General features: G+C 65.7%; 18 protein-coding genes, 1 tRNA gene and 3 pseudogenes. 14 read left to right on the forward strand and 8 right to left on the reverse strand.

What is annotated here, in order from left to right:
* The first annotated feature begins 36 nt into the window (after positions 1-36).
* Complete coding sequence (locus tag ACX5I6_RS10715; RefSeq protein ID WP_285248621.1) at positions 37-1,560, forward strand: DHA2 family efflux MFS transporter permease subunit; 1,524 nt, start codon at positions 37-39, stop codon at positions 1,558-1,560.
* Here the strand turns inward: ACX5I6_RS10715 and ACX5I6_RS10720 are convergent.
* From ACX5I6_RS10720 to ACX5I6_RS10740, 5 genes are all read right to left on the reverse strand, one after another.
* On the reverse strand, positions 1,522-2,238 hold the full coding sequence (locus tag ACX5I6_RS10720; protein WP_461840476.1) for a GNAT family N-acetyltransferase: 717 nt from the start codon (positions 2,236-2,238) through the stop codon (positions 1,522-1,524). The two genes, ACX5I6_RS10715 and ACX5I6_RS10720, sit on opposite strands and share 39 nt — an antisense overlap.
* Positions 2,239-2,265: 27 nt before the next feature.
* On the reverse strand, positions 2,266-3,291 hold the full coding sequence (locus tag ACX5I6_RS10725; RefSeq protein ID WP_018760481.1) for an ATP-dependent 6-phosphofructokinase: 1,026 nt from the start codon (positions 3,289-3,291) through the stop codon (positions 2,266-2,268).
* A 212-nt stretch (positions 3,292-3,503) separates the two neighbouring features.
* Positions 3,504-3,767, reverse strand: a complete 264-nt coding sequence (locus tag ACX5I6_RS10730; RefSeq protein WP_018760480.1) for a PspC domain-containing protein — start codon at positions 3,765-3,767, stop codon at positions 3,504-3,506.
* Between the two features lie 3 nt (positions 3,768-3,770).
* Positions 3,771-4,025 (reverse strand): hypothetical protein, encoded by a 255-nt coding sequence (locus ACX5I6_RS10735; protein WP_018760479.1) that lies wholly within the window; start codon positions 4,023-4,025, stop codon positions 3,771-3,773.
* Between the two features lies 1 nt (position 4,026).
* Entirely contained in the window at positions 4,027-5,565 is a 1,539-nt protein-coding gene (locus ACX5I6_RS10740; RefSeq protein ID WP_461840477.1) for a PspC domain-containing protein, read from the reverse strand.
* Positions 5,566-5,690: 125 nt separating this feature from the next.
* Here ACX5I6_RS10740 and ACX5I6_RS10745 point away from each other — a divergent pair, with 125 nt between their 5' ends.
* Both ACX5I6_RS10745 and ACX5I6_RS10750 read left to right on the forward strand, forming a co-directional pair.
* The gene (locus ACX5I6_RS10745; protein WP_018760477.1) at positions 5,691-7,025 is read left to right on the forward strand and encodes an ATP-binding protein; all 1,335 of its coding nucleotides are present in this window, start codon (positions 5,691-5,693) and stop codon (positions 7,023-7,025) included.
* Positions 7,022-7,711, forward strand: coding sequence for a LuxR C-terminal-related transcriptional regulator (locus tag ACX5I6_RS10750; protein WP_208294350.1), 690 nt, complete (start codon positions 7,022-7,024; stop codon positions 7,709-7,711). Before ACX5I6_RS10745 ends, ACX5I6_RS10750 begins: the two co-directional genes overlap by 4 nt.
* Positions 7,712-7,814: 103 nt before the next feature.
* Here the strand turns inward: ACX5I6_RS10750 and ACX5I6_RS10755 are convergent, their stop codons facing one another.
* Complete coding sequence (locus tag ACX5I6_RS10755) at positions 7,815-9,032, reverse strand: pyridoxal phosphate-dependent aminotransferase (RefSeq protein ID WP_461840478.1); 1,218 nt, start codon at positions 9,030-9,032, stop codon at positions 7,815-7,817.
* Positions 9,033-9,309: 277 nt separating this feature from the next.
* Here ACX5I6_RS10755 and ACX5I6_RS10760 point away from each other — a divergent pair.
* From ACX5I6_RS10760 to rplL, 9 genes and pseudogenes are all read left to right on the forward strand, one after another.
* Positions 9,310-9,382 (forward strand) — tRNA-Trp (locus tag ACX5I6_RS10760).
* Between the two features lie 83 nt (positions 9,383-9,465).
* A complete protein-coding gene (gene secE, locus ACX5I6_RS10765; RefSeq protein WP_018760474.1) occupies positions 9,466-9,750 on the forward strand; it encodes a preprotein translocase subunit SecE in 285 nt (94 codons plus the stop codon).
* A gap of 115 nt (positions 9,751-9,865) precedes the next feature.
* Positions 9,866-10,687 carry a transcription termination/antitermination protein NusG gene (gene nusG, locus ACX5I6_RS10770; protein WP_285248630.1) on the forward strand — a complete coding sequence of 274 codons (822 nt, stop codon included), beginning with the start codon at positions 9,866-9,868 and terminating at the stop codon, positions 10,685-10,687.
* Between the two features lie 128 nt (positions 10,688-10,815).
* Positions 10,816-11,247 (forward strand): 50S ribosomal protein L11, encoded by a 432-nt coding sequence (rplK, locus tag ACX5I6_RS10775; RefSeq protein WP_018760472.1) that lies wholly within the window; start codon positions 10,816-10,818, stop codon positions 11,245-11,247.
* A 179-nt stretch (positions 11,248-11,426) separates the two neighbouring features.
* Positions 11,427-12,134: a 50S ribosomal protein L1 gene (gene rplA / locus ACX5I6_RS10780; RefSeq protein ID WP_018760471.1), complete on the forward strand. Its 708-nt coding sequence runs from the start codon at positions 11,427-11,429 to the stop codon at positions 12,132-12,134.
* A gap of 115 nt (positions 12,135-12,249) precedes the next feature.
* Entirely contained in the window at positions 12,250-13,389 is a 1,140-nt protein-coding gene (locus tag ACX5I6_RS10785; RefSeq protein ID WP_461840479.1) for a GNAT family N-acetyltransferase, read from the forward strand.
* 7 nt (positions 13,390-13,396) lie between these two features.
* Positions 13,397-14,515 (forward strand): GNAT family N-acetyltransferase, encoded by a 1,119-nt coding sequence (locus tag ACX5I6_RS10790; RefSeq protein WP_018760469.1) that lies wholly within the window; start codon positions 13,397-13,399, stop codon positions 14,513-14,515.
* A gap of 296 nt (positions 14,516-14,811) precedes the next feature.
* Positions 14,812-15,403: pseudogene (gene rplJ, locus ACX5I6_RS10795) on the forward strand (50S ribosomal protein L10).
* Positions 15,404-15,481: 78 nt separating this feature from the next.
* Positions 15,482-15,859, forward strand: coding sequence for a 50S ribosomal protein L7/L12 (gene rplL, locus ACX5I6_RS10800; protein ID WP_018760467.1), 378 nt, complete (start codon positions 15,482-15,484; stop codon positions 15,857-15,859).
* A gap of 79 nt (positions 15,860-15,938) precedes the next feature.
* Here rplL and ACX5I6_RS10805 read toward each other — a convergent pair whose 3' ends face one another.
* Complete coding sequence (locus ACX5I6_RS10805; RefSeq protein WP_461840480.1) at positions 15,939-16,436, reverse strand: aminoacyl-tRNA deacylase; 498 nt, start codon at positions 16,434-16,436, stop codon at positions 15,939-15,941.
* Positions 16,436-17,634, reverse strand: a pseudogene (locus ACX5I6_RS10810) (acetyl-CoA C-acetyltransferase). Before ACX5I6_RS10810 ends, ACX5I6_RS10805 begins: the two are co-directional and overlap by 1 nt.
* A gap of 264 nt (positions 17,635-17,898) precedes the next feature.
* Here ACX5I6_RS10810 and ACX5I6_RS10815 point away from each other — a divergent pair.
* Together ACX5I6_RS10815 and rpoB are read left to right on the forward strand one after the other, a co-directional pair.
* The gene (locus ACX5I6_RS10815) at positions 17,899-18,372 is read left to right on the forward strand and encodes a hypothetical protein (protein WP_018760464.1); all 474 of its coding nucleotides are present in this window, start codon (positions 17,899-17,901) and stop codon (positions 18,370-18,372) included.
* A 298-nt stretch (positions 18,373-18,670) separates the two neighbouring features.
* Positions 18,671-22,179: pseudogene (gene rpoB / locus ACX5I6_RS10820) on the forward strand (DNA-directed RNA polymerase subunit beta).
* The last annotated feature ends 142 nt before the right edge of the window (positions 22,180-22,321 follow it).

Genomic DNA, 22,321 nt, shown 5'->3' on the forward strand with positions numbered 1-22,321 from the left:
CCCGGCACCAACACCAAAATTTCAAAGGATGATCGAGTGGAAAACGTAGCGAAGCCCTGGCCGGCCCTGTGGTCCCTGGTGATCGGGTTCTTCATGATCCTGATCGACACCACCATCGTGTCCGTGGCCAACCCCCGGATCATGGAAGGCCTGCACGCGGACATCAACTCGGTCATCTGGGTGACCAGCGCCTACCTGCTGGCCTACGCTGTCCCGCTGCTCATCACCGGCCGCCTCGGAGACAGGTTCGGGCCCAAGAAGCTGTACCTCTCCGGCCTGGTGGTCTTCACGCTGGCCTCGCTGTGGTGCGGCCTGTCCGGCGACGTCCGCGTCCTGATCGCGGCCCGCGTGCTCCAAGGCCTCGGCGCCGCCATGATGACTCCCCAGACCATGGCCGTCATAACCCGGATCTTCCCGCCGGACCGCCGCGGCTCCGCGATGGCCGTCTGGGGCGCAACCGCCGGTATGGCGACCCTCGTCGGGCCCATCCTCGGCGGCGTCCTGGTGGACGGGCTCGGCTGGGAATGGATCTTCTTCATCAACGTCCCGGTTGGCCTGGTCGGCTTCATCCTGGCGTGGCGCAACGTGCCGGCACTGAGCACGCACCCGCACAAGTTCGATATCCCCGGAGTCCTGCTCAGCGCCGTCGGTCTCTTCCTGCTGGTTTTTGGCATCCAGGAAGGCGAGACCTACAACTGGGGCACCATCACCGGACCCATCAGCGTATGGGGCCTGATCATCGCCGGCATCGTGGTGCTGGCGGCCTTCGTGGCGTGGCAGCGCTTCAACAAGGGCGAGCCGCTGCTGCCCTTGGCGCTCTTCAAGGACCGGAACTTTTCGCTCGCCAACATCGGGATCACCACGGTGGGCTTCACCGTGACCGCTTTCAGCCTGCCGCTGATCTTCTACTACCAGCTTGTCCGGGGCCTGACTCCCACCCAGTCCGCCCTGATGATGGTTCCCATGGCCCTGATTTCCGGTGGACTCGCGCCCGTCGTGGGCAAGCTGGTGGACCGCGTCAACCCGAAATACATCACCGCCACCGGGCTCGTGCTGATGGCTGTGGCGCTGCTCTGGAACTCAGCCCTGATGCAACCGGACACACCCATCCTGATGTTCCTGCTGCCCAGTGCCGTCCTGGGCTTCGCCAACGCAGGCATCTGGGCCCCGTTGAGCACCACGGCCACCAGGAACCTGCCGCCGCGGCAGGCAGGGGCGGGTTCGGGCGTGTACAACACCACCCGCCAGATCGGCGCGGTCCTGGGCAGTGCCGCGATCGCGGTGCTGATCCAGTCGCGGCTCGCGGCCGAATTGCCCGCGGGAGGCCCTGGCGGATCCGCCGGCGAAGGCCTGGCGATGGGCGGCTCGCTGCCCGAGTTCCTGCACGGCGGATTTTCGACGGCGATGGGCCAGTCCATCCTTCTTCCCGCCGGGGTGATCCTGGTGGGGGCGGCCGTCGCGTTGTTCTTCGCAAAGCCGCAGCCCGTCCAGGGTTGGGGAGCGCCGGCCGAAGGCCAGCCCTCAGCGAAGGTGGACGCTGGTCTGGATTCCGCCGGCTGAGAGGCCAAGCTTCCGGGCCAGCGCCAGGCAGCCCGTGTTGCTGACGTCGGCGCGCCACTGCAGCGTCAGTCCCGCCGCGAGTGCTTCGTGCGCCGCGATGGAGCCCGCCAGGGAACCGAGGCCGCGCCGGCGCCACTCGGGGTCAACCAGTACGCCCATGTTGGCCAGCAGGCCTTCCCACTCGCCGTAAGCCCCACACGCCAAGGGCACGCGCCGGCCATCCTGCTCGTGGACGATCGTGTACCGGTTCTCCAGGTCGGAGAGGCCAACTTCGTTGACGTCATCGGGCGGGCAGCGGCCCTCCAGCTCGATTGCCTCGGGGTTGCCGTGGGACACGGTGAGCTCTTCCGCGGGCTGCTGCAGGGGCAGGTCGTCCGCGAAGAACAGTGCCGCCGCGCCGAGACCGTGACCGCCCCGGTCCCGGGTGAGGGTCAGGAGGGTCACGTGCTGGGCCATTTCCTCATCCGGGATGCCGGCGGCGGCGTCGATCACGCTCTGCGGCCCCACGAGCACTGAACTTCCGAACAGCCGCACGAACTCAACGGTCCGGGCTGACTCGTCGGCCCGCACAATCCGTTCGGACGAGGCGAGTCCGGTCCCGAACGCGTCGTCGTCAAGGCCCAGCCGGCGCGCCCACGCCAACTGGATGATGGCAGCAGAGCCGGGATCGAGTGTCATGGTCCCAGCCTATGGCGGCCCTGCGGCTTATCCGAACAGGACAGCCGCTTCGTCGTACCGGTTCTGCGGAACGGTCTTCAGCTGGCCGAGGGCTTCCTGGAACGCGACGTGGTGGATGTCGGTTCCCTTCAGCGCCACCATGGTGCCCCAGTACCCCTCCACCACGGAGTCGATGGCGGCCATGCCCAGCCGGGTGGCCAGGACGCGGTCGAAGGCGGAGGGTACGCCACCGCGCTGGATGTGGCCCAGGATGGTTGCCCGGGTTTCGATGCCGGTCCTGGCCTCCAGCTCGGGTGCCAGCTGGTCGGCAATGCCGCCCAGCCGGGGCCGGCCGAACGTGTCCAGGCCGCGCTCGGAGTGCGGGCTCTCCATGTGCTCCGGGACAAAGCCCTCAGCCACCACCACCAGGGGCGCGCGGCCGCGGGCGTGCGCTTCATTGACCCACTCGGTGATCTGCTCGATGCTGACTTTCTGCTCCGGGATGAGGATGGCGTGCGCACCCGCGGCCATGCCAGCGTGCAGGGCGATCCAGCCTACGTGCCGGCCCATGACTTCGGCGATCATGCAGCGGTGGTGGGACTCGCCGGTGGTGCGGAGCCGGTCGATCGCTTCGGTGGCGATCTGGACGGCGGTATCGAAGCCGAAGGTGTAGTCGGTGGCGTCGAGGTCGTTGTCCACGGTCTTGGGGACACCGACAATCTTCAGCCCGGCGTCGGTCAGGCGCTTGGCGGCGGCGAGCGTTCCCTCACCGCCGATCGCGATGATGGCGTCGATGCCCAGCCGGTCCATGTGGGCCTTGATGGCCTCGGGGCCGCCGCCGTTTTCGAACGGGTTGGTGCGGGAGGTGCCCAGGATGGTGCCACCCTGTTTCGCGATGCCGCGGACCATGGTGCGGGGGATGTCGATGATGTCGCCCTCCACCACGCCGCGCCAGCCATCGAGGAATCCGACGAATTCGTGGCCGTGGATGGCGATGCCCTTCAGCACGGCGCCGCGGATCACGGCGTTCAAGCCGGGGCAGTCGCCACCACTGGTAAGGATTCCAATTTTCATGTTCAGCTCAAATCCTGGGAGAAGGTTTACAGGCAGAGCGCCACGCTGAGCTCACCTAGAAGTGTAGTGGGGTGTGTGGGGTACGACACAAACCGGTTACATGCGGTGCGCTTTCCCGGCGGGTGGCCGCGGGCAGGAAAAAGCCCCCGCATCCGTGATCCGTTCACGAGGGCGGGGGCCTGGTCCCCCAGTGGGGGAGGCACCTTCCGTAGCTACATCCGTGGGCCGTTGGTCGAGCGGCGCTCCAGGAAGGTTTGCAGCGGGATCTCGTCGCGTTGGTCCGGAAGCACCACCCAGGCCAGCAGGTAGAAGACGACGGCGGGTCCCGGGAGGAGGCAGAACAGCAGGAACGCGATGCGCACGTAGGCCACGTCCACGTTCAGCTTGGCCGCGATGCCGCCCAGCACCCCGCCGAGCCAGCGCTGCGGGCCGCGCTTCAGGCCAAGGCCCCTGACAATGCTGAAGAACTTATCCATGGTTCAAGACTTCCTTTTCAGTGGGTCGTTGTCACGTTTGCGGGCAGAGAGCAGGCCGCCGGCCACCAGGGCCACTCCGGCGCCGATCATGAGGCCGATCAGGACGTAGGTCCCGTTGAGGGTGACGATGCCCAGTTGCGCCACGATGATCAGCGCGGCCAAAGCCAGGACGATCAGGCCCCACACCACGGTTCCCACCCTGGCCGGCGCCGCATCGGCAGGCTCGTGGCCCGCCGTCGTCGGAATGTTGCTGTCCATGTCAGTTGCCTTCCTGGATTGTGACGTTGCTGAAGGTGCCATCGATCCGCACCACCAGGTGGTTGCCGGGTTTGTCCGCGTTGTAGCTGCTCTCGCGGGTGGTGGTCCCGCCGCGCTGGCCTGTGGCCTCGTTCAGGTTGCCCATGGTCATGTCCGCCTTGATATCCACGGGCACGTTCTGCGGGATCACCACGGTGACGTTGCTGGCCGTGATATCGAGCGGAACCACGACGTCGGAGGTCAGGGGGGCTAAGGGGGACAGGTCCGTGAGGTTCACGGTTCCCCGTCCGGCGGTGATGTCGATGCCGCCGCGCGCCTCCTCGATGCTGGCGGGGTTCCAGTCCACCTGCTGGAAACGCATCCTGCCGTCGTTCGCCACGTTGTAGACGCCGCCGGTAACCAGGGCGATCACGGCGAACAGGCTCAGGATCCCCGAGGTCCGGCCGCGCAGTCCCGCCACGAGGATGCCCAGGCCAAGGACTGCCGCGGCGCTGGCCCAGACAATCGCGTTGCCGGAGCCGCCAAGGTCGATGACATGCCCGGCGTCCAGTGCCTTGAGGCCTCCGCCCACCAGCAGGGCAGAGCCGGTGGCGATGGCGACGGCGGGGGCACCCGGGCCGGCCGGCCGGGGCTTGGGCGGCCGCGGCGGAACCCACGGCGCCGGGTATCCGTCCCCGCCGGAACCGCCCGGGCCGCCGGTCCCTCCGAATGCTCCCGGGCCATTCCCTGCGGGCCCGCCGGCGGTGCCGCCGCCATAGGCGGGCGCTGGAGGGAACCCCTGGGCGGGGCCGGACGTGGTGGCCGCGGAGAAGGACGACGTGTGTTCGGAACCTGGCCGTCCCGCCGTGTATGGCGCACCCGGAGCCGCCGGAGCATGGCCCGCCATGGTGGGACGTGCTTTGTTGCGCTGGGAGAGGTGGTAGATCAGGAAGATCGCGCCGGCCACCCAGAACACGGTCCAGAGGAGGCCGCTCAAGCCGTTGTGGCTCCACCCCCAGAACCCTCCGCCCAGGCCGGTGAATCCGAGGACGGTGGCGATCAGTGCGCCCGTCATGCCACTGGACCAGCGGCCCGCGCCGGCTTCCTGGACGTGGATCCGGCCGTCCGGTTCCGGGAGGAAGGCCCAGGCCAGGCCGTAGAGCAGTACGCCGATGCCTGCCAGGAGGGTCAGGACTATAAGGGCGCCGCGGATGATGATGGGGTCCACGCCGAGCCGGTGGGCTATGCCGCTGCAGACGCCGCCGATCCAGCGGTCGCTGCCCCGGGAGATGCCCTGGCTGCGGATCCAGCCGAAGAAGTCGCTTGAGGCTGCTGGCGGGGTGGGGCCGGCGTGGAAGGCATAGCCCTGTGCCGGGTCGGAAGCTGGGGGAGCGGTGGGGCCATCCTGCGAACCGCCGGGGCCGCCCTGGGCGGGGCCCGACGCCGGGCCCGGAGGAATCGCGTCGGAGGCCGGCAGCGGCTCGGTGGGCCGCTGGTTGCCGGAGCCGGGCAACGGCCCGGTTGGGTGTTCGTCGTCGGGGGAAGGGGTCTGCGAGTTCATACTTCGATCCTCCCGTCCAAGCCCGTCGCCGCTCTACTGGGGGAAACCCTGAACGGTCCCTGAGCCACCCCCGGGAAAGCGCACAACCCGGTCCGGGCTACCCTGATCCATGCTTGGATTGATCCATGACAACCCTCCCCGCGCGGCCGCCCCTGGCCCGGAGCAGTGACCGGGTCATCGCCGGCGTGTGCTCCGGCCTGGCCCTGCACCTCGGGTGGCCCGTGAAGACCGTCCGCTGGGGCATGGTCCTCGCGTCCTTCGCAGGCGGGGCCGGCCTGGTGTTTTACGCGTGGCTCTGGATCATGGTTCCCACCGCGGATGAGGCTGCCCGGCGCAATACCCGCCGCCCGGCGTCGCCCATTGCCCCGGCGGTGAGCCGGCCCGCCGCCGCAACAACGGACGACGACGGAAGTCCCACGGGTGCCGCGGGCTCCGGCCCGGCCGGCACGGGCGCAACCCCCGGCGCTCCCTGGTTCCGGGTGCGGGGCATGCGCTACGGCAAGGAGATCCTGCTCGGCTGCGGGCTCCTGCTGGTCGCCGGGATCATGATCGCCCAGTTGCTGGGTGTTGATGTGTCCCTGGGCACCCTCATCCCCGCCGCCGCTGTCCTGGGTGGCGCCTCGATCGCCTGGATGCAACTGGACGAGACCCGCCGGGCGGGACTGGTGGACAAGACCAAGGCGGACCAGGCCGGCGGCTGGGGCCGGCTCGCAGCGGGGCTGGCGCTGGTGGTTGCCGGTGTCCTGGTGATGGTGTCCGGCTCGGGTTCCTGGGAACAGACGTGGCTTGCGCTGCTGGCTTCCGTGGCGGTCCTGGGCGGCGTGGTGCTGGTCCTGCTGCCGTGGGCCTTGAAATTCTGGCGGGACCTCGAAGCCGAGCGTGCGGGCCGCATCCGGGAAACGGAACGCGCGGAGATCGCGGCCCACCTGCACGACTCAGTGCTGCAGACGCTCGCCTTGATCCAGCGGCGGGCGGGCAACGAGCACGACGTCGTCCGCCTGGCCCGCGCGCAGGAGCGTGAGTTGCGTGGCTGGCTCTTTCAGGACCACGGACGGGAAAGCGGCCAATTGTCGGACCGGATCAAGGCCGCAGCCGCCGAGGTGGAGGACCTGCTCGGCAACGCAGTGGAGGTGGTCACGGTGGGTGACGCCGCCATGACGGAGGCTCACGAAGCCTTGGTCCAGGCCAGCCGTGAGGCGATGCTCAATGCCTCCCGGCACGGCGGCGGAACGGTGTCCGTTTATCTTGAGGCTTCGGACGGGCAAGCCGAGATCTTCATCAAGGACAGGGGCCCCGGTTTTGAGCTGGGGAACGTTCCCTCGGACAGGCTTGGCGTCCGGGAATCGATCATCGGCAGAATGAAAAGGCATGGCGGCTCGGCTGCCATCCTCAGTACGGATGACGGCACCGAGGTTCGGCTGAGGCTGCCGGCAGCGGAGAACGCGGAAGGGAAACCATGAGCACCATCCAGGGAACAGGGGGCGCAGCCGCCCGGCCGGCCAAATCCGTGCGGGTGGTGATCGTGGACGATCACGCGATCTTCCGCTCCGGGTTGAAGGCCGACCTCGACGCCAGCATCCACGTGGTGGGGGAAGCCGCCACCGTGGAACAGGCCATCGCCGTGATCGCCGAGCAGCGGCCCGACGTCGTCCTCTTGGACGTGCACCTGCCCGGTGGGCTGGGGGGCGGCGGCCGGGAAGTCATCGCCGGCTCCGCACCCCTCCTCTCCGCCACCCGCTTCCTGGCCCTGAGCGTTTCCGACGCAGCGGAGGACGTGGTGGCGGTGATCCGCGCCGGGGCCAGGGGCTATGTCACCAAGACAATTTCCGGCGCCGAGATCACTGATGCCGTGTTCCGGGTGGCCGGCGGCGACGCCGTGTTCTCTCCGCGCCTGGCCGGGTTCGTCCTGGACGCATTCGGAACCGCTCCCGCGGACATTGCCGACGACGAGCTGGACAAGCTCTCGGCACGCGAACTGGAGGTCATGCGGCTCATCGCCCGGGGCTACAGCTACAAGGAAGTGGCCAAGGAACTCTTCATCAGCATCAAGACGGTGGAAACGCATGTGTCCGCGGTGCTCCGGAAGCTGCAGCTTTCCAGCCGGCATGAGCTGACCAAGTGGGCCGCCGAGCGCCGCCTCCTCTAACAACGCCAGCTCACCTTTGACGCCTTAAACACCGACGCCCGCTCACTTCCTCAAGGAAAGTGAGCGGGCGTCGGTGTCTAACCGGCCGGAAGTGAGCGGGCGTCTACTGGGCCTTGCCCAGGAAGTCCTGCAGGCGCTGGACGCCGGTGGCGAGGTCGTCATCGCCCAGTGCGTAGGAGAGGCGCACGAATCCGGACGGGCCGAACGCCTCGCCGGGGACCACAGCCACCTCTACCTCATCCAGGATCAGGGCGGCCAGCTCGGCAGACGTCTGAGGCGTGGCGGTGCCTGACGCGGTGGGGAATTCCTTGCCCAGCAGCCCCCGGACGTCCGCGTAGACGTAGAAGGCGCCCTTCGGCGTCGGGCATTCCACGCCGTCAATGGCGTTCAGGCCGGCGACGATGGCCTTGCGGCGGCGGTCGAAGGCCACCTTCATCTCATCGACCGCGGTCAGCGGACCGGACACGGCGGCGAGGGCCGCAATCTGCATGATGTTGGAGACGTTGGACGTGGCGTGCGACTGCAGGTTGGTGGCGGCCTTGATGACGTCGGCGGGGCCGATCATCCAGCCCACGCGCCAGCCGGTCATCGCGTACGTCTTGGCGACGCCGTTGAGGATGACCACCTTGTCGCCAAGTTCGGGGGCTGCAGTGGCGATGGAGGTGAAGGGGACGCCGTCGTAGGCGAGGTGCTCGTAGATCTCGTCCGTGACAACCCAGAGGCCCTTTGCTGCGGCCCACTTGCCGATCTCAGCCACCTGCTCCGGCGAGTAGACAGCGCCGGTGGGGTTCGACGGCGAGACGAACAACAGGATCTTCGTCTTGTCCGTGACAGCCGCTTCCAACTGCTCGACGGTTACCAGGTACTCCTGCTCGGGCCCTGCGAAAACTTCCACGGGCACGCCGCCGGCCAGGCGGATCGCCTCGGGGTAGGTGGTCCAGAACGGGGTGGGCACGATCACTTCGTCGCCCGGATCCACCAAGGTGGCGAACGTGTTGTACACAGCCTGCTTGCCGCCGTTGGTGACCAGCACCTGCGAGGGGTCAACGGTATAGCCCGAGTCCCGGAGGGTCTTTTCGGCAATGGCCTTCTTCAGCTCCGGCAAGCCGCCCGCAGGGGAATAGCGGTGGTACTTGGGCTGGCCGGCCGCTTCGATGGCGGCCTGGACAATGTAGTCCGGGGTGGGGAAGTCGGGTTCGCCCGCGCCGAAGCCAATAACCGGCCGGCCTGCTGCCTTGAGCGCCTTCGCCTTGGCATCAACGGCAAGGGTTGCGGATTCGGCAATTGCGGATATGCGCTTGGAAACGCGGGCGGCAGACATGGCAGGTCCGTTCTTCGCTTGCAGCCTGAAGGCTGGAATGTGGGTTTCGACGAGTTCTACTCTAAGCTGTTCAGCGGACCCTCCGGGGAGCCGGTTTGGTTTTGTGACTGCTGACTGCTGCACAAGTCGGACCGGCCGGCGGATGGGCCGGGTCGGGCCGGTTTTACCTACGCGGACTTCTTGCGTAGACTGGTTCACCGGTGTTGAAACACGGATGATGGCGTGCGCCCCAGTTCAAACTGGTGCATGGGTCGTCAAAGAGTGGCATTCACTCCATAGGGTAGTGGCGCAATTGGTAGCGCAGCGGTCTCCAAAACCGCAGGTTGCAGGTTCGAGTCCTGTCTGCCCTGCGCAAGCTGTCTCCGGGCGAAAGCCCGGGGCAGGCGCAGCAACCATGGTTCTGATCAGGGCCGGGTAATCCACCATTGCAAAGATGAGCGAGGACCAGGTGACCGAAACAGCTGCCAGCAGCTCCAAGGGCCGCCCAGCTAAGAAGGAAGCCAAGGCAAGCTTCTTCGCCCGCATTGCTCTCTTTGTCCGCCAGATCATTGGCGAACTCAAGAAGGTTGTGGCCCCCACCCGCAAGGAACTGATCAACTACACGCTCGTGGTGCTGGTGTTCGTGGCCATCATGATGGTCATCGTCAGCCTGCTGGACATTGGTTTCGGAACCGCTGTCAGCTGGATCTTCGGCGGTACCGGCTCGACGGACAGCTAAGGCTGGATGGTCCGCAGGCCGCGTGTTTCGTCCGGGAAACCGGAAGGGAAGCGCCGGTGTGCGGAATTGAGCCATTTAAATAGGCATGTTAGGCAATGAGGAAGCAGGAGACCAAGTGTCTGAGCAGGAGCTCGAGGTAACCGAGTCTGGGCTGGAAGAGTCCCAGGACGTCGCGGCAGAAGCCGGTGAAGAGTCCGAGGTTGAGTCCTTCGCGCCCGAATCCGACGACGCCGGCTCCGATGCTGACGGTGCCGCCGGTGAAGAAGCCGACGCCACGGAAGACGGCGACGACGAGTCCGCCGACGCCCTCGCCGCCGCAGCGGCCGCCGCAGCCGCTGATCCCGCCGAGGAGTTCAAGGCCAAACTGCGCCGCCAGGAGGGTGACTGGTACGTCATCCACTCCTACGCAGGTTACGAGAACCGCGTGAAGGCCAACCTTGAAACCCGCATCCAGACCCTGGACATGGAAGATTACATCTTCGAAATCCAGGTGCCCATGGAAGAAGTCGTGGAGATCAAGAACGCCCAGCGCAAGGTGATCAACCGCGTCCGCATCCCCGGCTACGTCCTGGTCCGCATGGACCTGACCGACGCCTCCTGGGGCGCCGTCCGCCACACCCCCGGCGTGACCGGCTTCGTGGGCAACGCCCACAACCCGGTCCCGCTGCGCCTGGACGAGGTCTTCTCCATGCTCGCCCCGGTCTTCGAGGAAGAGCAGGCCGAGAAGGGCAAGCCGGTCAACAAGCAGAACCAGGCTCCCGTAGCCGTCGACTTCGAGGTTGGCGAGTCCGTCATCGTCAAGGAAGGCCCGTTCGAGACCCTTCCCGCCACGATCTCCGAGATCAAGCCCGAGTCCCAGACCCTCGTGGTGCTGGTCTCCATCTTCGAGCGCGAAACGCCCGTCACCCTGGCGTTCAACCAGGTCACCAAGATCTGACCAACCGAGAATTCGTTCCGGCACCGCCCGCTTAGCGGCGCCGGAACGGCCGGCCGCCTTGCCGTGGCGGCCACAAACCTGAGGCACGCTCCTGTGCCCCAGGACGTTATTGAGAGAAGGACCCTACATTGGCTCCCAAGAAGAAGGTCACCGGCCTCATCAAGCTGCAGATCCAGGCAGGTGCCGCCAACCCGGCCCCGCCGATCGGTCCCGCGCTTGGCCAGCACGGTGTCAACATCATGGAATTCTGCAAGGCGTACAACGCTGCGACGGAAGCCCAGCGCGGAAACGTCATCCCCGTGGAAATCACGGTCTACGAGGACCGTTCCTTCACGTTCATCACCAAGACCCCGCCGGCTGCAGAGCTCATCAAGAAGGCTGCAGGCGTTGCCAAGGGTTCATCCACCCCGCACACTGTCAAGGTTGCCAAGCTGACCCAGGCCCAGGTCAACGAGATCGCCTCCACCAAGATGGAAGACCTCAACGCCACCAGCCTCGAAGGCGCAGCCAAGATCATCGCCGGCACCGCCCGCTCCATGGGTATCACCGTCGAGGGCTAACCACCCTTCCCGCTGTCCAGCGTCAAGGTAATTGACGACGACGGGCGGCACCGCCGGGACACCGGTACCAAACACATTGAAATGTCGGTCATCCGGGCCGGATAACGAACCGGATCACCGACTGTGGCAGGGCCCAGCGCGGTCCGCAGACCACAACTGCACAAGGAGAAATAAGCAGCATGGCAAAGCGCAGCAAAGCATATGAGGCAGCAGCCGCCAAGATCGACGCGGAGAAGCACTACGCACCGTTCGAGGCAGTAACGCTGGCCAAGGACACCAACCCGTCCAAGTTCGACGCAACCGTCGAGGTGGCTTTCCGCCTGGGCGTTGACCCCCGCAAGGCTGACCAGATGGTCCGCGGTACGGTCAACCTGCCCCACGGCACCGGTAAGACCGCCCGCGTCCTGGTCTTCGCCACGGGCGACAAGGCTGAGGCAGCAATCGCAGCCGGCGCCGACTTCGTTGGTTCCGACGACCTGATCGAAAAGATCGCCGCCGGCTGGACCGACTTCGACGCAGCCGTTGCCACCCCTGACCTCATGGGTAAGGTTGGCCGCCTCGGTAAGGTCCTTGGTCCGCGTAACCTGATGCCGAACCCGAAGACGGGCACCGTGACCCCCGACGTCACCAAGGCCGTCAACGACATCAAGGGTGGAAAGATCGACTTCCGCGTCGACAAGCACTCCAACCTGCACTTCATCATCGGCAAGGTGTCGTTCGACGCCATCAAGCTGGCCGAGAACTACGCAGCAGCCCTGGAAGAGGTCCTTCGCCTGAAGCCGTCCGCTGCCAAGGGCCGCTACATCCAGAAGGCCACCGTTGCCACCACGTTCGGTCCCGGCATCTCCGTCGACCCCAACGTCACCAAGGTGCTCACCGAGGCTTAGTCCTTGATGAAAGTTCCTGCCCCGGGCTGATCCCGGAGCATCAGGAGCCCGCCCCGAGGCGCATGCGCCGGGGCGGGCTCCTTTGTTGTCCGGCGTATTTGCCTAAGCTGGCTGCATGGATAATCCGGACCCCGCTGGCGTCCCGCCTCTGCCGGCACGTGACGTACTGGTGATTGCCGCCGTCGCGATCCCTGCCGCCGGAAGCGGCCAAGGTCCCTCTGGTACGTTGGTGGACTTCCGGGAGTGCCAGTCCATGCGGGCAGCGGAGGACATGGCTGTGTGGGGAAGCCTGGAGCGTTGCCTGACCGACAAGGAGGCGCTTGAGTACTGGCGTGGCAACCCCTATGAAGAACGGCAGCTCTTCCTGGCCCGGATCGGCAGCGAACCGGTGGGCCTGTGCTCGGTCACCTTCCCGCTGCGGGACAACACGGCCACGGCGGGCATTGAGGTCCTGGTGGTTCCCCGCTGGCGCCGCCGGGGGATCGGGCGTGCGCTGCTGGGCCATGTCGAGGCCGTGGCCCACTCCCGGGGCCGGTCATCCCTTGGCGGCTTCCATGAAATACCCCTGGACGCTTCGGGACATGGCGCCGGCAGGCTGGCCGCGAAGTCCGGGGCCGGGCACTTGCCACTGGACCACCCCGCAAGCGCTTTTGCCCTGTCCGCCGGCTACCAGCTGGAACAGGTGGAACGCTCCAGCCGGCTGGCCCTGCCCGTGGCCGGTGACCGGCTGGCCCGGCTCGAAGCGGAAGGGATCGCGCGTGCAGAGTGCTACACGCTGACGGCCTGGGATGATCGTTGCCCGGAAGAGCTTGTTGCCGCCTTTGCCCGGCTCAAGGAGCGGATGAGCACGGATGCGCCTACCGCGGGCATGGACTGGGAACGCGAGGACTGGGATGCGGCCCGGGTCCGGGGGGACGAATCGGCCCTTGTCCGCAGTGGCGTCCAGTCTTCCGTGGCGGCCGCCGTGCACCGGCCCACTGGCGAGCTGGTGGCGTACACGGTCCTCACCTGGCGCCCCGAGGTGCCGGAGTCGCTGATCCAGCAAGACACCTTGGTGTCGGCAGAGCATCGCGGGCATCGGCTGGGCATGCTGGTCAAGGCGGCCAACCTCCGCCGCGCGCAGGAAAAGTGGCCCCCGGCGCGCTCGGTCCTGACATGGAATGCCAGCGAAAACCAGCATATGCTGGCGATTAATACCGCACTTGGATTCAAGCCTGCCGGCTATGAAGGTGAGTGGCAGAAACGGCTGGGATGATGCCCGAATGGCGATAGACGTAAAGATCGAACAGCTGTGGATTCCGGATTCCCTGGACACCCCGGACGCAGCCGACTTCCTGGCCGCCGTCGAGGTGGGGCGCAAGGTGCGGATGCAGACCTGGGGGAGTGACGATCTCGCCTACGGTCCGCTGGAAAAACTGCTCGAGTTCGCTGATCCCTATGAGCGGCAGCTGATCCTCGTCGCCAAGGTGGACGGAGACATCGTGGGCACTGTGGACATCGCGCTGCCGCTGACGGACCACCTGGACCTTGCCGAACTCACCCTGGACATACTGCCCGAGTTCCAGCGCCAGGGCGTGGGCCGGCGCCTGCTTGAGGCGGCCGAACAGCTGGCTCGCGGCGAGGGACGCACCATGATCCTGGTGGACACCAACCACCCCGGCGCATCACTCCACGAATTTGGTCAGGCCCAGTTGGTCCCGGGCACCGGCCAGGGGTTCGTTCCCTTGGAAAGCCGGGAGGTGGAGTTCGCGCAGCGGACCGGGTACACACTCCAGCACATTGAGCAGTTCAGTTCCTGCCTGCTTCCCCTCGACACGAAGCTGGTGGCCGACCTCCAGGCTGAGGCCGAGGAAGCCAATGGCGGCCGGTACCGGCTGCACCATTGGACGGACCGCTGCCCGGACCAGTGGTTGGAGGCCGTGGCGGTCTTGGAGAACCAGGCGGGTGCAGACGTCGACCCTTCCCTGGACGTGCCGGTTGAGCAGGACATGGTGTTCGACGGCGGGATCCTGCGTGAGGCCGAAGACGTCGCCATCGCGCAGGGAAGGCGGACGGTGGTCACCGCCGTCGAGCACATCGCCACGGGATCGCTGGTGGGACTGACCACCATCACCGTGCTGGCCCACCGCGCCGACGTCGTTTTCCAGGACGATACCTTGGTTCTGCAGGAGCACCGCGGCAACAAGCTGGGCCTGCTGATCAAAGTGGCCAACATGGAGCGGCTCAGCGAGCAGTTCCCGGATGCCCGCATCATCTACACCTGGAATGCCCCCGAGAACCGGTACCTGCTTACGGTCAACAAGCAACTTGGGTTCCAGACGGCAGGGGTGACGGGTATCTGGCAAAAGGAACTTCCCACCTTGCGGACCAGCACCAGCTGACGCCCGATTTGGCGGACCGGTGCTCCCTCACGTAAGCTGGGAGTACCAAAGACCGTCGGTTGTTGGAAATCCACTCTCCTGTTCATGGCTCAACTCTGCAGTTGTGCGCCGGAGGCCACAGTAGGTTTCCGGACGAAGGACCCTCAACGCAGGGCGGCCGGCGCAGGTGAACGAAGCAAAGCTCCACGGCTCAGCCGTGTTGAGCCAAGCCCCGTGCATCTGCGCGGGGCGTTTTTTGTTTTAGCTCTCTTGAGCGGGGACCGTCGAATACCGGCACTATCCCCGGAAGGAGGGTTATGGCAACGCCTACCAAGGTTTCAGCAGTAGCTGAGATCACTAACGATTTCAAGGAATCGAACGCCGCTGTCCTGACCGAATACCGCGGGCTCACCGTTGCACAGCTCAAGCAGCTGCGTGTTTCTCGGCCAGGACACCAAGTTCGCGGTCGTCAAGAACACCCTGACCGCCATTGCAGCCAAGGAAGCCGGCGTCGAAGCATTCGACGGCCAGCTTGCCGGCCCCACTGCAATCGCGTTCATCAAGGGTGACGCAGTTGCCGCTGCCAAGAGCCTGACGGATTTTGCCAAGGCCAACAAGCAGCTGGTCATCAAGACCGGTTACTTCGAGGGCAAGGCACTGGACGCCACCGAGGTTGCAGCCCTGGCTGCCCTCGAGTCCCGTGAGCTGCAGCTCGCCAAGGTTGCGGGCGTCCTCAAGGCACCCGCCGCCGCAGCTGCACGCATCATCGACGCACTGCGCCTCAAGCTTGAAGAAGAGAACGGTGCACCGGCAGCTGCCGAAGCGCCTGCCGCTGAAGAATCTGCTGACTCTTCAGCTGAAGCAGTAGCCGAGGCACCCGCCGAAGCTGCCGCTGCCGAAGAGAACTAATTCTCTTTACCCCACCAGACTCCGGTGTCAGGCCCGGCTCCGCGCCGCTCGGACACCACAACAGGAAGGACGCCAATCATGGCGAAGCTCAGCAACGAAGAGCTCATTGAAGCTTTCAAGGAACTGACCATCATCGAGCTCTCCGAGTTCGTCAAGCTCTTCGAAGAGACCTTCGAAGTTACCGCCGCTGCTGTTGCAGTTGCCGGCCCCGCCGGTGGCGGAGCTGCTGAAGAGGTTGAAGAGAAGACCGACTTCGACGTCATCCTCGAATCTGCCGGTGACAAGAAGATCGCCGTCATCAAGGAAGTTCGCGCCATCACCTCCCTCGGCCTCAAGGAAGCCAAGGACCTGGTTGACAGCGCCCCCAAGGCTGTTCTCGAAGGCGCCAACAAGGAAGCTGCCGAGAAGGCCAAGGAGCAGCTCGAGGCTGCAGGCGCCACCGTTACCCTCAAGTAACAACGCCTTTTCCTCGGGAAACCCCGCCCCACTGCGAGCCAGTTGGGCGGGGTTTCCTGCTTTAAGCGGGGCCGAAGGGTCAGCCGGGATCTGAGATGTCGGCTACTACGGCATCCAGGGCTGCGGTCAGCGCGTCGGCGTCAACGAACGCACTGTAGCCGTGGGCTCCGGCGCCCATGGAGATCCTGCGGCCGGTGATCGCGGCGTCGGCATAGACAGGCCATGCGGTAGTGCTGCCCAGCGGCGTGATGGTGCCACGCTCGTAGCCGGTCACTTCCAGGGCAACGTCTGCCGGTGGCAGCGAGAGCTTGTTGACGCCGAGCAGGGACCGGAGTTTCGGCCAGGAAATCTGCCGGTCGCCTGGAACCAGCGCGAACAGGAATGAACCGTCCTTGTGCTTGACCACCAGTGACTTCACAATGTCGGCCGGCGGGATGCCCAGGATATCGGCCGCTTCGGCGAGGCTGCGTGCCTGCGGACGTTCCACGACGTCAACGTGCAGGCCGCGCGCGGCGGCGTCGGCCAGGAAACGTTCCCGCCCGACGCCGTCCGTTCCGTTTGCGGTCAGGCCCGCCATTAGTCGCGGTAGAGCAGGAGCGCTTCGCCCTGCCCCCTCCGCCGCACAGGGCCACCGCGGCCTTGCCTGTCCCGCGGCGCTTGAGCTCATGGGCGGCGTGCGCGGCCAGCCGCGCCCCGGAAGCCCCGATCGGATGCCCCAGGGCGATCGCCCCGCCATGGATGTTGCACTTTTCCAGGGGGTAGTCCAAATCCTTGAGCGACTGCACGGCAACGGAACCGAAGGCCTCGTTGATCTCGATGAAGTCCAGGTCGGCCGTGCCCCAGCCGGCTTTGCCGAGGGCATTCATGATCGCGTGCGAAGGCTGTGAATGCAGGGAGTTGTCCGGTCCGGCAACCTGGCCCGGCTTCCCGACGACGGCCAGGTACTCCAGGCCGTGTTCGTCGGCGTAGGCGCGGGAAGCGAGCACCAGTGCGGTGGCGCCGTCGGACAGGGGAGAAGAGTTGCCGGCCGTGATGGTTCCGTCCGTAACGAATGCGGCGCGCAGCCCGGCGAGCGACTCCACGGAGGTGTTGGGGCGCACGCCCTCGTCGGTGTCCACCACCAGTGGATCGCCCTTCCGCTGCTTCACGCTGACCGGGGCGATTTCGCCGTCGAACGTTCCGTTCTTTGCCGCGAGGGCCGCGCGTTGGTGGGACTGTGCGGCCACGTTGTCCTGGGAGGTCCGGTCGATGCCCAGGGTGAGGTTGCGCGTCTCGGTGGACAACCCCATGGACTCGCCGTCGAAGGCGTCGGTCAAACCGTCGTGGGCGGCTGCGTCCAGTGCCTGGATGGAGCCGTAGGTCCATCCCTGCCGGGACCCGGGGAGCAGGTGCGGTGCCCGGCTCATGGATTCCTGGCCGCCGGCCACCACCACGGCTGCTTCGCCGGCACGGATCATGCGGGCGGCGTCGATCACGGCGGTGAGCCCGGAGAGGCATACCTTATTGACCGTCACGGCGGGGACGTTCCAGCCGATCCCGGCGCCGATGGAGCTTTGCCGCGCAGGGTTTTGGCCGGCACCCGCCTGCAGTACCTGGCCCATGATCACGGCTTCCACATCGGCTGCATCAATGCCGCTGGCCGCCAAGGCAGCCCTGATGGCGTGGGCGCCGAGGTCCACCGCCGTCAGGCTGGACAGTTGGCCGTTGATGCGGCCCTGCGGGGTCCGCGCTGCTGCAAGGATGACAACGTCACTGTTGTCAGGAGAGTTGCCCATGGTCATCACTTTCAATCCGGTTCAGGTGTAAGCCACCAAGGCTATCGTGAGCCTGGTCACCCATATACTCAAACGCCGAATCGCCTGTGTGCATTCCGGCGTCCCGGTTGCGGCAGGAATCCTCCCCTCCGGGCGGGAGGCCGCGGCAGGCGGGGAGAGGTCCCCATCCCGGCATTGTGCACGACGGCGGCGCCTTGCGTAGGGTGGTGGGCGAGGCTTTCCAGGGGACACCGGTTCCGGGGCCGTGACGGACGGAGCGAGAACATGAAGACGACATTTGCCGCAGCAGCCCTTGCCGCCGTTGCCGCGCTCACCGGCTGCTCGGTATCGACACCGTCGCCGGCGGACTCAACTCAGCCGTCCGCTTCGCCCTCGGTCCGGTCCAGCGATGGCAGCACGCCCCGTGCGTCAGCAACGTCAACAGGCGCCGGCAACGCGGCTGCGGGTACCAAAGAAGCCTGTGAACTCTTCAACACATTGTTCGCGGACTATGCTGCCGTTTCCCCCACCGATGCAAAAGGCTACGAGGACGTCTACCTGAAGGCCCAAGACGCCAAAGCCACGGTTTCCGGCGACCTTGAGGGACTCTTCGCCTCGCTCAGCCTGCTTGCGATCGACCACTCGGCTGCCGCTGAGTCCGGCGGCACGCCCGCCCAGGAGTCCAAGGACGCCGTGCGTGACGCCGTCTTCGCCAACTCGGGAACCTGCACGGCGGAAGGCGTCACGCTGCGCCTGTAGGGTGCCCGGTGCACAGCGCGAAAACAGGTGCTTGCAATCCGGCCGGATGTGGGGTAGACACGTAGGTTGTTTTGCCGTATCGTAGATATTTGCGTCTTCCCTGTTTACCTTCAGCCTTCATATAGCGGTGGGCTTTGCCTGGCAGCTGGCAATTAACGTGCCGTGACAACGTCACAGCATCGTCAGCGCGGGTCCCGGGTCATATAGCGGAACCGGATGGTAGCGCTGCGGAGTCACTCCGCAGGGTGCACAGCGGGGGAGATCTGAAAACGCCTGAAGGTCTGTGGAAGGATCCCTCTTGGTCGCCTCGAGCACCTCTAATAACGAAACCGCTAACACCGCCGACAGCACTGATGGTGCCACTCGCCGGCTCTCATTCGCAAAGATTCACGAACCTCTTGACGTTCCGAATCTGCTTGCCCTGCAGACAGACAGCTTCGACTGGCTGGTCGGCAATGAGCGCTGGCAGGCACGCGTGGCAAAGGCTGTCGAAGAAAACGATCTCAGCGTCGCCACCACGTCCGGCCTGTCGGACATCTTTGAAGAGATCTCCCCGATTGAGGACTTCCAGGGCACCATGTCCCTGAGCTTCTCCGATCCGGAGTTCGCTGACCCCAAGTACACAATGGCCGAGTGCAAGGACCGGGACGCAACGTACTCGGCTCCGCTGTACGTGAAGGCCGAGTTCATGAACAACAACACGGGCGAAATCAAGCAGCAGACCGTGTTCATGGGCGACTTCCCGCTGATGACCGAGAAGGGTACCTTCGTGGTCAACGGCACCGAGCGTGTCGTCGTCTCACAGCTGGTCCGTTCGCCGGGCGCCTACTTCGAGCGCGCCGCTGACAAGACCAGCGACAAGGACATCTTCACCGCCAAGATCATCCCGTCCCGCGGTGCCTGGTTCGAGCTCGAGATCGACAAGCGCGACCAGGTAGGTGTCCGCCTTGACCGCAAGCGCAAGCAGTCCGTGACCGTCCTGCTGAAGGCCCTCGGCTGGACCGAAGGCCAGATCCTCGAAGAGTTCGGCCAGTACGACTCCATGCGGGCAACCCTGGAGAAGGACGCCACCGAGACCCGCGAAGACGCCCTGCTGGACATCTACCGCAAGCTGCGTCCGGGCGAGCCGCCCACCGTCGAGGCTGCCCAGTCCCTGCTGGACAACCTGTACTTCAACTCCAAGCGCTACGATCTGGCCAAGGTTGGCCGCTACAAGATCAACCGCAAGCTCGGCATCGACCGCTCCCTTGGTGACAAGGAAGCCTCGGTCCTGCACGTTGAAGACATCGTTGCCATGATCAAGTTCCTCGTCGCGCTGCACGCCGGCGAGAAGACCATCAAGGGCACCCGCGATGGCCAGGAAGTGGACCTGCGCGTCGAAATCGACGACATCGACCACTTCGGCAACCGCCGCATCCGCGCCGTCGGCGAGCTCATCGAGAACCAGGTCCGCACCGGCCTGTCCCGCATGGAGCGCGTCGTCCGCGAGCGTATGACCACCCAGGACGTCGAGGCCATCACGCCGCAGACCCTGATCAACATCCGCCCTGTGGTTGCAGCCATCAAGGAGTTCTTCGGAACGTCCCAGCTGTCCCAGTTCATGGACCAGAACAACCCGCTCTCGGGCCTGACCCACAAGCGCCGCCTGTCCGCGCTTGGCCCGGGTGGTCTGTCCCGTGACCGTGCCGGCATGGAAGTCCGTGACGTGCACCCGTCCCACTACGGACGTATGTGCCCCATCGAAACTCCTGAAGGCCCGAACATCGGCCTGATCGGTTCGCTGGCGTCCTACGGCCGGATCAACCCGTTCGGTTTCATCGAAACCCCGTACCGGCTGGTCAAGGACGGCGTCGTGTCCGACGACGTCCAGTACCTGACGGCCGACGACGAGGCCGAGGTGCTGATCGCGCAGGCCAACGCCCCGCTGGACGAGAACAACAAGTTCGCCGAGGACACTGTCCTGGTCCGTGCCCGCGGTGGTGGAGGCGAGCCCGTCCTGGTTCCCGCCGCCGACGTCGAGTTCATGGACGTCTCCCCGCGCCAGATGGTGTCCGTGGCAACCGCCCTGATCCCGTTCCTGGAGCACGACGACGCCAACCGTGCACTCATGGGTGCCAACATGCAGCGCCAGGCCGTGCCGCTGGTCCGTTCCGAGGCCCCGTTCGTGGGTACCGGCATGGAACGCGCCGCCGCCGTCGACGCAGGTGACGTTGTCATCGCCAAGAAGGCCGGTGTGGTCACCGAGGTTTCCGCCGAGCTCGTCATCATGCTCAACGACGACGGTACCGAGACCAACTACCGCATCAACAAGTTCGCCCGTTCCAACCAGGGCAACTGCTACAACCACCGCGTCCTGGTGAACGAAGGCCAGCGCCTGGAAGTCGGCGGCATCATCGCCGACGGCCCGGCAACGGACCAGGGTGAACTTGCACTCGGCAAGAACCTGCTCGTGGCATTCATGTCCTGGGAAGGCCACAACTTCGAGGACGCCATCATCCTCTCGCAGCGCATCGTTGCCGAGGACGTCCTCTCCTCCATCCACATCGAGGAGCACGAGATCGATGCCCGCGACACCAAGCTTGGTGCCGAGGAGATCACCCGTGACATCCCCAACGTGTCCGAGGAAGTCCTGGCCGGCCTGGACGAGCGCGGCATCATCCACATCGGTGCCGAGGTTGAAGCAGGCGACATCCTGGTCGGAAAGGTCACCCCGAAGGGTGAAACCGAACTGACCCCGGAAGAGCGCCTGCTGCGCGCCATCTTCGGTGAGAAGTCCCGCGAAGTGCGCGACACCTCCCTGAAGGTGCCGCACGGCGAGTCCGGCACCGTCATCGGCGTCCGCGTCTTCGACCGCGACAACGACGACGAGCTGCCCCGGGCGTGAACCAGCTGGTCCGCGTCTACGTGGCCGCCAAGCGCAAGATCACCGACGGCGACAAGCTCGCCGGCCGCCACGGCAACAAGGGCGTTATCTCCAAGATCCTCCCGGTCGAGGACATGCCCTTCCTTGCCGACGGCACCCCCGTTGACATCGTCCTGAACCCGCTGGGTGTTCCGGGCCGCATGAACGTGGGCCAGGTGCTCGAAACGCACCTCGGCTGGGTTGCCAAGACCGGCTGGAAGATCGAAGGCGAGCCCGAGTGGGTCAAGCAGCTGCCGAACCTGCCGCGCGAGAGTGGCCCCACCACTGTTGCCACGCCGGTGTTCGACGGTGCCCGCGAAGAGGAAATCACGGGCCTGCTGGATTCCACCAACGTGACCCGTGACGGCGACCGCCTGATCAACTCCTCGGGCAAGACCCGCTTGTTTGACGGCCGCTCCGGCGAACCGTTCCCGGATCCGATCTCGGTCGGCTACATGTACATCCTGAAGCTCCACCACCTGGTGGACGACAAGATCCACGCGCGCTCCACCGGCCCGTACTCCATGATCACGCAGCAGCCGCTGGGTGGTAAGGCACAGTTCGGTGGCCAGCGCTTCGGTGAAATGGAAGTGTGGGCGCTCGAAGCTTATGGCGCCGCCTACACGCTCCAGGAGCTCCTTACGATCAAGTCGGATGACATCCACGGCCGCGTGAAGGTCTACGAAGCGATCGTCAAGGGCGAGAACATCCCCGAGCCGGGTGTTCCCGAATCCTTCAAGGTCTTGATCAAGGAAATGCAGTCGCTGTGCCTGAACGTGGAAGTGCTTTCCACGGACGGAACCACAATTGAAATGCGTGACTCTGATGACGCAGTCTTCACGGCTGCGGAAGAACTGGGCATCGATCTGTCTCGCGCAGAGCCCAGCTCCGTAGAAGAGGTCTAGCAGGAGGCTGACGACGGCGGGTGACCACCCGCCGTCGTACGCCCCCTCCCTCCTCCCGCACCCAGGGCGCCCGGTGGTTGAGCTGTCGAAACCCCGGCGCCGTCAAGACTTCAGAATTTAGAGAACAAGAGAGAACAGGGAC

The organism is Arthrobacter sp. MMS24-T111, from assembly GCF_054888995.1.

What these genes read in the sequence shown, in the direction of transcription:
- ACX5I6_RS10720 (WP_461840476.1), bottom strand. Translation starts at nt 2,238, where the DNA reads ATGACACTCGATCCCGGCTCTGCTGCCATCATCCAGTTGGCGTGGGCG.
- ACX5I6_RS10725 (WP_018760481.1), bottom strand. Translation starts at nt 3,291, where the DNA reads ATGAAAATTGGAATCCTTACCAGTGGTGGCGACTGCCCCGGCTTGAAC.
- ACX5I6_RS10730 (WP_018760480.1), bottom strand. Translation starts at nt 3,767, where the DNA reads ATGGATAAGTTCTTCAGCATTGTCAGGGGCCTTGGCCTGAAGCGCGGC.
- ACX5I6_RS10735 (WP_018760479.1), bottom strand. Translation starts at nt 4,025, where the DNA reads ATGGACAGCAACATTCCGACGACGGCGGGCCACGAGCCTGCCGATGCG.
- ACX5I6_RS10740 (WP_461840477.1), bottom strand. Translation starts at nt 5,565, where the DNA reads ATGAACTCGCAGACCCCTTCCCCCGACGACGAACACCCAACCGGGCCG.
- ACX5I6_RS10745 (WP_018760477.1), top strand. Translation starts at nt 5,691, where the DNA reads ATGACAACCCTCCCCGCGCGGCCGCCCCTGGCCCGGAGCAGTGACCGG.
- ACX5I6_RS10750 (WP_208294350.1), top strand. Translation starts at nt 7,022, where the DNA reads ATGAGCACCATCCAGGGAACAGGGGGCGCAGCCGCCCGGCCGGCCAAA.
- ACX5I6_RS10755 (WP_461840478.1), bottom strand. Translation starts at nt 9,032, where the DNA reads ATGTCTGCCGCCCGCGTTTCCAAGCGCATATCCGCAATTGCCGAATCC.
- secE (WP_018760474.1), top strand. Translation starts at nt 9,466, where the DNA reads ATGAGCGAGGACCAGGTGACCGAAACAGCTGCCAGCAGCTCCAAGGGC.
- rplA (WP_018760471.1), top strand. Translation starts at nt 11,427, where the DNA reads ATGGCAAAGCGCAGCAAAGCATATGAGGCAGCAGCCGCCAAGATCGAC.
- ACX5I6_RS10785 (WP_461840479.1), top strand. Translation starts at nt 12,250, where the DNA reads ATGGATAATCCGGACCCCGCTGGCGTCCCGCCTCTGCCGGCACGTGAC.
- ACX5I6_RS10790 (WP_018760469.1), top strand. Translation starts at nt 13,397, where the DNA reads ATGGCGATAGACGTAAAGATCGAACAGCTGTGGATTCCGGATTCCCTG.
- rplL (WP_018760467.1), top strand. Translation starts at nt 15,482, where the DNA reads ATGGCGAAGCTCAGCAACGAAGAGCTCATTGAAGCTTTCAAGGAACTG.
- ACX5I6_RS10805 (WP_461840480.1), bottom strand. Translation starts at nt 16,436, where the DNA reads ATGGCGGGCCTGACCGCAAACGGAACGGACGGCGTCGGGCGGGAACGT.
- ACX5I6_RS10815 (WP_018760464.1), top strand. Translation starts at nt 17,899, where the DNA reads ATGAAGACGACATTTGCCGCAGCAGCCCTTGCCGCCGTTGCCGCGCTC.